This window comes from Streptomyces sp. NPDC001156 (assembly GCF_053598275.1).
The window spans coordinates 1-9,614 of sequence record NZ_JBSFJX010000268.1; the positions used below are offsets into that span (position 1 = coordinate 1).

The 9,614-nt window shown below is 69.0% G+C and carries 8 protein-coding genes and 1 pseudogene; 3 read left to right on the forward strand and 6 right to left on the reverse strand.

Annotated elements, in window-relative coordinates; translation table 11 throughout:
• Positions 1-75: 75 nt before the first annotated feature.
• The 4 genes from ACWDA7_RS46670 to ACWDA7_RS46685 all read right to left on the reverse strand — a co-directional run bounded on the left by ACWDA7_RS46670 (position 76) and on the right by ACWDA7_RS46685 (position 4,555).
• Positions 76-948, reverse strand: coding sequence for a carbohydrate ABC transporter permease (locus ACWDA7_RS46670; protein ID WP_450613498.1), 873 nt, complete (start codon positions 946-948; stop codon positions 76-78).
• Positions 949-960: 12 nt separating this feature from the next.
• Positions 961-1,908 (reverse strand): carbohydrate ABC transporter permease, encoded by a 948-nt coding sequence (locus ACWDA7_RS46675; RefSeq protein WP_450613499.1) that lies wholly within the window; start codon positions 1,906-1,908, stop codon positions 961-963.
• Between the two features lie 12 nt (positions 1,909-1,920).
• The gene (locus ACWDA7_RS46680) at positions 1,921-3,264 is read right to left on the reverse strand and encodes an extracellular solute-binding protein (protein ID WP_450613501.1); all 1,344 of its coding nucleotides are present in this window, start codon (positions 3,262-3,264) and stop codon (positions 1,921-1,923) included.
• Between the two features lie 229 nt (positions 3,265-3,493).
• The gene (locus ACWDA7_RS46685; protein ID WP_450613503.1) at positions 3,494-4,555 is read right to left on the reverse strand and encodes a LacI family DNA-binding transcriptional regulator; all 1,062 of its coding nucleotides are present in this window, start codon (positions 4,553-4,555) and stop codon (positions 3,494-3,496) included.
• A gap of 185 nt (positions 4,556-4,740) precedes the next feature.
• Between ACWDA7_RS46685 and ACWDA7_RS46690 the strand changes: the two genes are divergently transcribed.
• Positions 4,741-6,573 carry a glycoside hydrolase family 2 protein gene (locus ACWDA7_RS46690; protein WP_450613505.1) on the forward strand — a complete coding sequence of 611 codons (1,833 nt, stop codon included), beginning with the start codon at positions 4,741-4,743 and terminating at the stop codon, positions 6,571-6,573.
• An 89-nt stretch (positions 6,574-6,662) separates the two neighbouring features.
• Here ACWDA7_RS46690 and ACWDA7_RS46695 read toward each other — a convergent pair whose 3' ends face one another.
• Positions 6,663-7,040 (reverse strand): toxin Doc, encoded by a 378-nt coding sequence (locus ACWDA7_RS46695; RefSeq protein ID WP_450613507.1) that lies wholly within the window; start codon positions 7,038-7,040, stop codon positions 6,663-6,665.
• Between the two features lie 3 nt (positions 7,041-7,043).
• Positions 7,044-7,295, reverse strand: a complete 252-nt coding sequence (locus tag ACWDA7_RS46700; protein WP_450613509.1) for a hypothetical protein — start codon at positions 7,293-7,295, stop codon at positions 7,044-7,046.
• Between the two features lie 968 nt (positions 7,296-8,263).
• Between ACWDA7_RS46700 and ACWDA7_RS46705 the strand changes: the two genes are divergently transcribed.
• Together ACWDA7_RS46705 and ACWDA7_RS46710 are read left to right on the forward strand one after the other, a co-directional pair.
• Complete coding sequence (locus ACWDA7_RS46705) at positions 8,264-9,067, forward strand: Gfo/Idh/MocA family protein (RefSeq protein ID WP_450613510.1); 804 nt, start codon at positions 8,264-8,266, stop codon at positions 9,065-9,067.
• A 208-nt stretch (positions 9,068-9,275) separates the two neighbouring features.
• Positions 9,276-9,530 (forward strand): annotated as a pseudogene (locus ACWDA7_RS46710) (alpha-amylase family glycosyl hydrolase); the annotation flags it as partial.
• Positions 9,531-9,614: the final 84 nt, after the last annotated feature.

Consider the following 9,614-nt stretch of genomic DNA (forward strand, 5'->3'; position numbering starts at 1 on the left):
CCTTCATCACCTCCTGGAACTCCTTCCTGTGGCCCCTGCTCGTCCTCAACCAGACCAAGTCCCAGACCATCCCCGTTACTTGATCCCCGTCGTCGCGATGCCCTGGACGATCTGCCGCTGGAAGACCAGGAAGACCGCGACGAGCGGCAGGAAGCCCAGGACGGAGGAGGCCATGACCTCGGCGTACTGGATGTTGCTGTTGTTGATCAGGGAGGCCAGGCCGACGGGGATGGTCTGGGACTTGGTCTGGTTGAGGACGAGCAGGGGCCACAGGAAGGAGTTCCAGGAGGTGATGAAGGTGAGGATGGCGACGGTGGACAGGGCCGGACGGCAGATGGGCATGCAGACCGTTGCGTAAACCCTCCACCAACTCGCCCCGTCGATGCGGGCGGCCTCGATCAGCGCCATCGGGATGCCGCGGAAGAACGCCTGGAAGACGAAGACGGACACCGGTGCTGCGACCGAGGGCAGGATCAAGGCCCAGAAGGTGCCGAGCAGGTGGAGCGATCGGTACTCGATGAACTGCGGCAGCACCAGGGCCTCGGTCGGCAGCATCAGCCCCGCCGCGACCAGGCTCATCACCACAGTCCGGCCGCGGTAGCGGAGGAACGCCAGCGCGAAGCCCGCCATCGAGCAGAAGGTCACGGTGAAGACCACGGCGAGGGTCGAGATGACCAGGCTGTTGAGGTACCAGGTGCCGATCGGGTAGTTGTCCCAAGCGTAGGAGTACGCGTGCAGGGACCAGCCGCCGGCGAACGGCGAGGTCGGATCCTGTGTGATCGATCCGTCGGAGCGAAGCGAAGTGATCAGTGCCCAGCCGAAGGGCACCAGCCAGATCAGGGCGAACAGGGTCAGGCACACGCCGCAGAGCCGGTTGAAGAGTTTCGCGCCGTCGACCGCGGGCGCGGCCGTCGTCGCGGCGGGCCGCGGCTGGGTGATGGTGGTCATGGTGTCCTCCGCTCAGGCCGCGGTGCTGGTCGCGCGCCGGCGCCGCAGCCCGTACCAGGCCGCCGATATCGCGACGATGATGACGAAATAGACCATGGTGGCGGCAGCGCCGTAGCCGCCCCGGTAGGAGGTGAAGCCGGTGTCGTAGATGTATTCGATGACCGGCCGGGTGGACTGGTTGGGTCCGCCGCCGAGAAGCAGGTAGATCTGGTCGAAGACCTTGAGCGAGGCGAGGATCTGGAGGATCACCACCAGGCTTGTGGTCCGGCCGAGCAGCGGTACCGTGATGAAGCGGATCTGCTGCCAGGGGCTCGCCCCGTCGATCGCCGCCGCCTCGTAGACGTCCGGTGGGACGTCTTGGATCGCGGCGGTGTAGAGGACGAAGTTGAAGCCGAAGGTCCACCACAGGGTCATCAGCGTCACGGCGGTCCAGCCGCCCGAGGTGCTGCCGATGAAGTCGGGCACCGGCAGTCCGACGGCGCCGAAGAGTTTGGGGAGCAATCCGATCTGCGGGGTGTACATCCACAGGAAGATCAGCGCGACCACGGAGGACGGCACGACGTAGGGCGCGAAGAAGGCCAGGCGGTAGAAGACCCGGCCGCGCGGCATGCGGGCGGCGAGGATGGCGAAGACCAGCGCGAGGACGACTAGCGGCGGTGTGGTGAACAGGGTGAACAGCACCGAGTGCCACATGGCGTTCCAGAACAGCGGGTCGCCGACCACATCGGAGTAGTTCGACAGGCCCACCCAGTCGCCCAGCCCGTTCTTGACGGTGGTGGTGTTGAAGAAGCTCAGCACCACACCCACAAGCAGCGGTCCTACCAGGAACACCAGGTAGATCACGAGGAAGGGCGCGCTGAGCAGCACACCGGCCCTTCGTTCGGAGCGGGGCGGCCGGTCGAGCGGCAGGGGCTTCGCGAGCGCCGTGGGTGCCGGTCGCGTCGAGACGAGGGTCGTCATGGTGGCTGCCTCCTACTTCATCGTGACCGGCGGTCGGGCCGTGGTGAACCGCTTCAGGCCGGAGCGCATGCTGGAGACCGCGCCCCGAGGGGTGAGCCGCCCGGAGATGGCGTCGATGATCGTCGCGCCCACAGTGTTCTGGAAGTCCGAGCCCGCGCCGGTGTACCAGGCGACGGGGTCGTACTGGGCGTTGAAGGCGGCCTGCACGTAGTTGCGCTGTGGTGACTGGTCGAGGAATGCCTTGCTGTGCTGGGTGGGCAGCCACGCGGGGATGTGCCCGCCCTGCGCCCATACGGAGCTGTTGTCGAGCAGGGACTTGATGAACCGCGCCGCGTTCCGGGTGCGGGCGGCGGAACGTTGGGCGTTGCGTGGGATGACCAGTGCGTGTGAGTCGGCGTACGCCACCGGCTTCGGGCCGAGCAGCGCCGGGAAGGGGACGACGTTGAAGTGGAGGCTCTTGACCTGCCGGTACGAGGGGATCTGCCACTCGCCGTCGAAGAGGAACCCGGACTTACCGGTGCTGAACAGGGCGTTCGCGCCGGAGCCGTTGAGGCTCTTCGGCATCAGGCCGCCCGCGGTGAGGCTCTGGATGAAGGCGAATGTCTCCTGCATCGCCTCGTTGTCGATGGCGATCCGGGTGCCGGAGTGGGTGACGATCGGTCCGGCGAGCCCGGAGTAGATCATGCAGAAGTATCTCCACGCCGTGGACGGATCAGCGGTGATCGACATCACCGCCCCGTACTGCGCGCCACCCGCTTCCTTCATCGCCTTGACGGCGGCCAGGAAGTCCTCCTTGCCCTTGAGCGAGGTGAGGCCGTCACCGGCGGGATTGAGGAGGCCGGCTTTGCGAGCCAGGTCCACGTTGTAGTAGAGGACGAAGGGGTGAGTGTCCAGGGGCACCGCGTACACGGTCCCGTCCACGGTGGCTTTCTGCCAGGCCGCAGGGGTGAACTTGTCGTTGGTGACGCCCAGTTCCCCGATCCCGGTCTGTGTGATCGGTTCCAGCAGGTCGGACGCGGCCAGCAGCGGAAGCCGTGACAGATGGGAGATGGCGACGTCCGGGGGAGTGCCGCTCGCCGTGGCCAGTGCCAGTTTCGTGTAGTAGGGGCTGCCCCAGCCCAGGATGGTCGCCTCGACCGACGTGTTGGGGTTGGCTTTCCGGAACGCGTCCTCCATCAGCACCATGTTGGCGCCGTCACCGCCGGTGAAAAGGTTCCAGAAGATGACGTCCGCAGTGTTCGGCTGCGAGCCTGTCAGGCCGGAGGCGAGCGGGGAGGAGCACGCCGCGAGCCCTCCGGTCAGGGCGAGACCGCCGCCAAGGGCCAGGAACCGTCGGCGCGCCAGCGCTCCGCTCATGGGGGTCTTCACCTCGTCACTCCGATGTGAACTGGATGGCGCAGACCCTGACACACGATTTGCAACGATGCAATAGGTCGGCACGAAGAGGCCCTCGAGCGCAGCGTCCGCGGCATGTCAAGGGCAAGCGACCCCTACGGAACGTGTGACTCCTGTGGGCTGTGGCCGCCGCTGCGAACCGCCCGGCCCGGGGCGGACGACCGCGACTGCCGCGCGGCGCGCACGGCACTCACCGTGCCGCGGGCCGTCGACAGGAGGACTCGCGGACCACCAGCCGGAAGGGCGTCGCCTCGTGCGGCACCGTCGCAGGCCCGGTCTGAGGCTCCTGGGACGGTGCGGCCTCCTCCGGCCCGGCGGGGCGCGGCATCTGCTTCTCCAGCAGGGTGAGCGCACGCTCGGCGATGACGTCCAGGTCAGGGGCGATCGAGGTGAGCGGCGGGTGGGTGTAGGCCGACTCCTGAATGGCATCGATGCCGACCACCGCGACGTCCTCGGGCACCCGGACACCGGAGGCGTCCAGCGCCCGCAGCGCTCCGACGGCCAGCGCATCGTTGAAGGCGAAGATCGCGTCCGGCAGTGGGCCGTCGCCCTCCAGCAGTTCCCGCACGGCCGCGTAGCCTTGATCCCTGCTCCAGTCCTCGACCGGCACGACCAGCCAGTTCACCCGCCGGACCCGAGCCGCCGACATCGCCTGTCGGTAGCCCTCCGTGCGTTGGCGGCCGTTCTCGCTGCTGTTCTGGCCGAGCGCGACGATCCTGTGGCAGCCCTGGTCCAGCAGGTGCTCCACCGCGGTGCGGGCGGCCGCCACGTTGTCGATCCCGACCCGCGGGAACTGGTCGCCGACGCTGTGCTCACCCAGCAGGACCAGCGGAAAGTCGGGTTTCGTCGCGGCGACGTCGGCCGCCGGCACGGTCAGGGCGCTGAGCAGCACGCCGTCGGCGACGTTGGTCAGGCCGCCCTCGAGGATCCGCCGCTCCACCTCGCTGTCGCCCGCGGTTGCCTCGACCAGCACCGTGATCCCGCGCCGGCCCGCGGCCCGGATGAGGGCCTGGGCGAGCTCGGCGAAGTAGGGCTCGGCGAGGTAGGGCACCGCGAGGGCGATGAAACCGGTGCGGCCCGACCGCAGGCCGCGGGCCAGGTAGTCCATCCGGTAGCCCAGCTCGTCCAGCGAGCGCTGCACCCGGGCTCGGGTCTCCGGTCTGACATGTGCGTAGCCACTGACCACATTTGACACCGTCCGCACCGACACTCCGGCGTGCTCGGCCACGTCTCGCATCCGCACTCTGACCACTGGGCGGCCTCCTTCCCGTCGAGTCGGCTCTCAAAGTCTGCCGCACCGGCGGCGCCGTCCGGCTGCCACGCTGCCGCAGAGCTCCGGACGGGCCTTGCATCGTTGCAAACGATCACTCATGATGATGGACGTCGATTATAGGAACGCTGGTGCCGGGCATACCGGAGAAGGCAGAAGGAGGGCTCGTGAGGGCGACCGAGCGGGACGGGACGTATCCGAGGCCGATCCTGCAGCGGCAGCGGTGGCACAGCCTGGACGGCGTCTGGGAGTTCGGGTACGACGACGCCGACGCGGGCGAGCGCGACGCATGGTTCGCCGAGGAGGGGGCCGGCGGCTTCGACCGGGAGATCACCGTCCCGTTTCCGCCCGAAGCCCCCGCCTCCGGAGTCGGCGAGACCCGGCCGCGCCGGGTGGTCTGGTACCGCTGCCGCATACCTCACGAGGTCCTCGCAGTCAGCGGCGGCGACCGGGCGCTGGTGCACTTCGGAGCCGTCGACCATCGGGCGAAGGTATGGCTGGACGGCCACATGGTGGCCGAACACGTCGGCGGGCAGACCCCGTTCACCGCCGACGTGACCGGCGCGATGAGGCCCGGCGCCGACGAACATGTGCTTGTCGTCCGCGCCGAGGACGACCCGGCCGACCTGGCACAACCGCGCGGCAAGCAGGACTGGCAGGAACGCCCGCACGCGGTCTGGTACGAGCGGACCACCGGCATCTGGCAGACCGTATGGACCGAGACGGTGGCGGCCCAGCACATCGCCGACCTGGCCTGGATCCCCGACCCCACGCGCGGCGTCCTGGCCGAGATGACCCTGGCCACGGCGCCCACCGCTCCGCTGACGGTGGAGGTCGCGCTGAGCCTCGACGGCGAGGCTCTGGCCCAGAGCACCACTGCGGTCAGCACCCCGCGCAGCCGGATCGACCTCGTCATCCCCGCACTGCGCAACGGGATCGACCGCGAGGACCTGCTGTGGAGCCCCGAGCGGCCGACCCTCCTTGACGCGCGGGTGACCGTGCGCGACGCCGGGACCTCCGCGGTCCTCGACACGGTGGACAGCTACGTGGGGCTGCGCAGCGCCGGCGTCGGCGGCGGCGCCTTCCTGTTGAACGGCCGCCCCTATTACGTGCGCTCGGTGCTCAACCAGGGCTACCGCGCCGACACCCTGATCGCGAACGCCGGGACCGATGAGCTGCGCAGCGAAGTTGAGCTGATCAAGGCGATGGGGTTCAACGCGGTTCGCATCCACCAGAAGGCCGAGGACCCCCGCTTCCTGTACTGGGCCGACCGGCTCGGTCTCCTGGTGTGGGGCGAGACCGCGGCCGCCTACGAGTTCAACACCGAGGCGGTGAAGTTGCTCACCCGCGAATGGCTGGACCTGGTGCGGCGCGACCGCAGCCACCCGTCGATCGTCACCTGGGTGCCGATCAACGAGAGTTGGGGGGCGTCGGACATTCCGCGTGATCCCGCGCAGCGGCACTACTCCATCGCCCTGGCGAATCTCACCCGGGCCGTCGACCCGACCCGGCCGGTGGTGTCGAACGAGGGGTGGGAGCACACCGACAGTGACATCCTCGGTGTCCACGACTACTCCGCCGACCCCGAAGAGCTCACCCGGCGCTACGGTCACGCCGCAGCCTTCGAAGCCGTGCTGGCCGGTCCGGGCCCGCAGGGGCGGGCGCTGGCGGTCACCCCCCAGCAGGTCGAGCGGTACGCCGCGGGCGACGCCCCGCTGATGATCACCGAGTTCGGCGGCCTCTCGCTGCGCGCCGACGACGGCGACTTCTCCTACACCCGGACCAGTTCCGACACGCAGTACGCCGCGCTGTTGGGCGACCTGTTCGGCGCGCTGCGGTCGAGCCCGGCCGTCGCTGGCTTCTGCTACACGCAGTTCATGGACACCGCGCAGGAGACCAACGGCCTGCTCTTCCCCGATGGTTCACCGAAGCTGCCGCTCGAGACGATCCGCCGCATCGTCACGGGGGAGAAGGACGAGACCCCGACGCCGGCCGTCTGACCGGGCGGTACCCGCCGGGCCCCGCCCGCGACCGGACCCGGGAGCTCCTGCACCGCACGGGGGCGTCAGGGTGCGGCGCCGTCTAGCGGTCAGATGCGCCAGGAGCGGATCCTGTCGGCGGCGCCGAACACGTTGTCCTTACCGACGATGAGGTCCTTGCACAGTTCGACGAGTTCGCCGTAGGGGGCGTCGAGGCCCTCGCCACTGGCGTGCATGTAGGCGAGAGTGACGGCGCACGCGTAGCGGACGTTGAGGGAGGGCAGGGGCCTCAGCAGGAGCAGGGTGTGCAGCAGCGCGGCCGCACGCCAGGAGGCGTCCGGGACGACGCCGAGGCGGGGCGGGTCGACACGATGGCGTACCACGGCCGCGACGAGCGCCGAGAAGTCGCTGATGTGAGGCTGGTCGGGGAGGGCCACTTCATGCTGCTGCAGGAGCCAGCGGACATCGATGTGGATGGCGGGTGCCATTGTTCAGGCAGCCCTGCCCGCCGTGCCCGTATCCGGACCGTCGTCGATGCCCGCGGCGGCGATGGCATCCGCCAGCGCGGGGTCGGCGAAGACCCGCTGGAAGACTTCGGCGCCGTCCTTGAGGGCCCGGTGGTGGGCGATCGCATCGGCGGTGGACGCCCTCACGAACGTCTTCATCGGCACGCCCTGCTCCTTTGCGATCGCCCGGAGGTCCTCGAGCTCCGCATCGGAGAATTCCACGTTGAGTGCTGCCATGCGTGTAAGGCTACCGCTCGGGTACCAGCGATTCAATCATCGCAGTTCAGAGCAGCCACCCCGGGTACCTGAGGGGTACCTTCCGGAGCCGGATGCAGGAGATGGGGACGCCCTTGAGCGCGCTGGAGAGGCTGGCGCCCGGCACGTTCGGCACCGGCGACGACGCGACGAACGGGGCGACCACATGGGCAAGGCCAGTCGGCGCCGTCGGGAAGCATGGCGCAATCCTGCGAACCGGAAAAATCGCCCGGCCTTTCACGAGGAGAGGTTCACTATGCTCGCGCACGGTCTGCCGGAGCCCGGCGAGCCACTTTCGGTGGCGCAGGCCCTAGCCGCGGGCAGTGCATTGGTGGCCGCCAACGCCCGCCCCGGGCCGGTTCCACAATGGTTCCGGAAAGGCGGGGACGTTCTGGATCTGCTCGCTGCCGGGACGCCGGGTGGGCAACTCTGCGACCATGAGGAGAAGTTCACCGCCATGCGATGAGCGGCCGCCCTTCCGGTAGTGCTCTTTGGCAGCCCTCCACGAGCCCCACTCCGCATCACCTTTGGCGTCCTTGGAGCGGGGGACGGTCTTGATACCCAGAACCCGCCCGACGCCCCTGAGTAGAATTAACGCGGTGGATCGAGGTTGACAGGTGGAGCCCGGTGCGGGTGTCCTGTCCCGCGCGGTTGAGGTGATTCAGCAGGTCGTAGGCCATACGAGATGACACGCGGGGTATGCGACTTGACCCGCTCGACTCGACGCGCTCGACCTTCCTCTTCGAAGGACTTCCCCTCGCCTCCGGTTCCGGCATTCCTCAACGGTTGTAATTCCCGTACATGCGCGGAGATTTGGATGTTCCCCTCCTCGAGCGCAGTTTCCGCGAAGCCCGGATGGATTGCCGTCGGATTTTCTTGAGTCGTCCGGTTCCTTCTGCCCTTCCGGCGTGCACAGACATGCAGTTTGAACTTGGTGCCATTCACGCGAGATGGATACGCGGCCGTTCGGCGGCCCTGCGCCAGTCGATGTGGTGTCGACCGCCGTGCGGGCGAGGTGCCGACCTGACGTCGGCGGCGGGTCGCGGGTCTTCTGCGAGAAGCCGGTCGCCGTCAGTCTCGAGGCCGCCGCCCACGTCGCCGAGGAAGCGGAGCGCGCATCCGGCGTGTTCGTTGTCGATCACGTGCTGCGCTACAACCTGATCCTGCGGCTGCTTCAGCGGCTCGGCGGGGAGGGGCTGCTGTATCCGCTGCGGCAGTTCGCCTTCGAGAACGATGCCTCCGACGAGGACCTGGGCCCGGACCACTGGTTCTGGGACCCGGCGCGCAGCGGCGGCATCCACATCGAGCACGGCGTGCACTTCTTCGACGCGACGAGCGCCCTGATGGGCAGCGGTCCGGTCGAAGTGCAGGGCATGGCGGTGCGGCGACCCAGCGGCCCGGTGGACATCGTGGTGGCCACCGCCACCCACCCCCGCGGGAGCGTGGCCACCCACACGCACTCCTTCACCCACGCCCCACCGCGCCGAGCGGCAGTTGATGCGCCTGGACTACGGCTTCGCCGAACCCCGGGTCACCGGCTGGATCCCCACTTTCGCGACGGTCACCGCCTGGACCGACGACGCGGGCGCCGCCCGCTGGGAGCGACTGCCCGAGCGGGCGGACGACCTCCTTGCGGTCCCCGGGCTGCGTCCGCACGGGCAGGAGCGGATCACGGTGTCGGTCGCCCGGTTCGGACCGTCCGGCCTCCGGCCGCGGGATCAGGCGCGTCGTCCCGCATCGGGCCGACTGCGTGATCGACCTGGGCAGCGAGACGCGCAAGCCGTACATCTATGCCGAAAGCGTGCGGGCGGCCATGACCGACCTGCTGCACTGCGCGGCGCACGGCGGCACCCCCTGGCCGGCGTTCGCGCCGGACTGGCCGCCGTCGCGGTGGCTGAGGCAGCGACTCGGTCGGCGGAGACCGGGCGCACGCTGCCCGTGACCATCCCGTCTCCTCGACCGCTGGAGGATCCGGATGACCACGCGCGCAATCCCGTCCCGAACCCGGCCGTCGCCGAACCCGCCACGGGCGGATCAGGCGGAGCGGACCGTGCCGTCCCGTGGTGGCGGGACGCCGTCTGTTATGAGATCTACCCCCGCTCCTTCGCCGACAGCGACGGCGACGGCGTCGGGGACCTGGCCGGTGCCACAGCGCGGCTGGGGTACCTGCGGACACTGGGTGTCGACGCAGTGTGGATCACCCCGTTCTACCGTTCCTAGTCAGTGAGCAGGAGTGAGTCTTGTACCCAATCCTGGTCAACTGGCGCATCCCGAACGGTGGTGGATGCACTGGTCTCCCGC

Bases quoted from the DNA above. Each gene is read 5' to 3' on its own strand.
- ACWDA7_RS46700 (WP_450613509.1), bottom strand. From the start codon at position 7,295: ATGGCAGCACTCAACGTGGAATTCTCCGATGCGGAGCTCGAGGACCTC.
- ACWDA7_RS46680 (WP_450613501.1), bottom strand. From the start codon at position 3,264: ATGAGCGGAGCGCTGGCGCGCCGACGGTTCCTGGCCCTTGGCGGCGGT.
- ACWDA7_RS46670 (WP_450613498.1), bottom strand. From the start codon at position 948: ATGACCACCATCACCCAGCCGCGGCCCGCCGCGACGACGGCCGCGCCC.
- ACWDA7_RS46695 (WP_450613507.1), bottom strand. From the start codon at position 7,040: ATGGCACCCGCCATCCACATCGATGTCCGCTGGCTCCTGCAGCAGCAT.
- ACWDA7_RS46705 (WP_450613510.1), top strand. From the start codon at position 8,264: ATGGATACGCGGCCGTTCGGCGGCCCTGCGCCAGTCGATGTGGTGTCG.
- ACWDA7_RS46675 (WP_450613499.1), bottom strand. From the start codon at position 1,908: ATGACGACCCTCGTCTCGACGCGACCGGCACCCACGGCGCTCGCGAAG.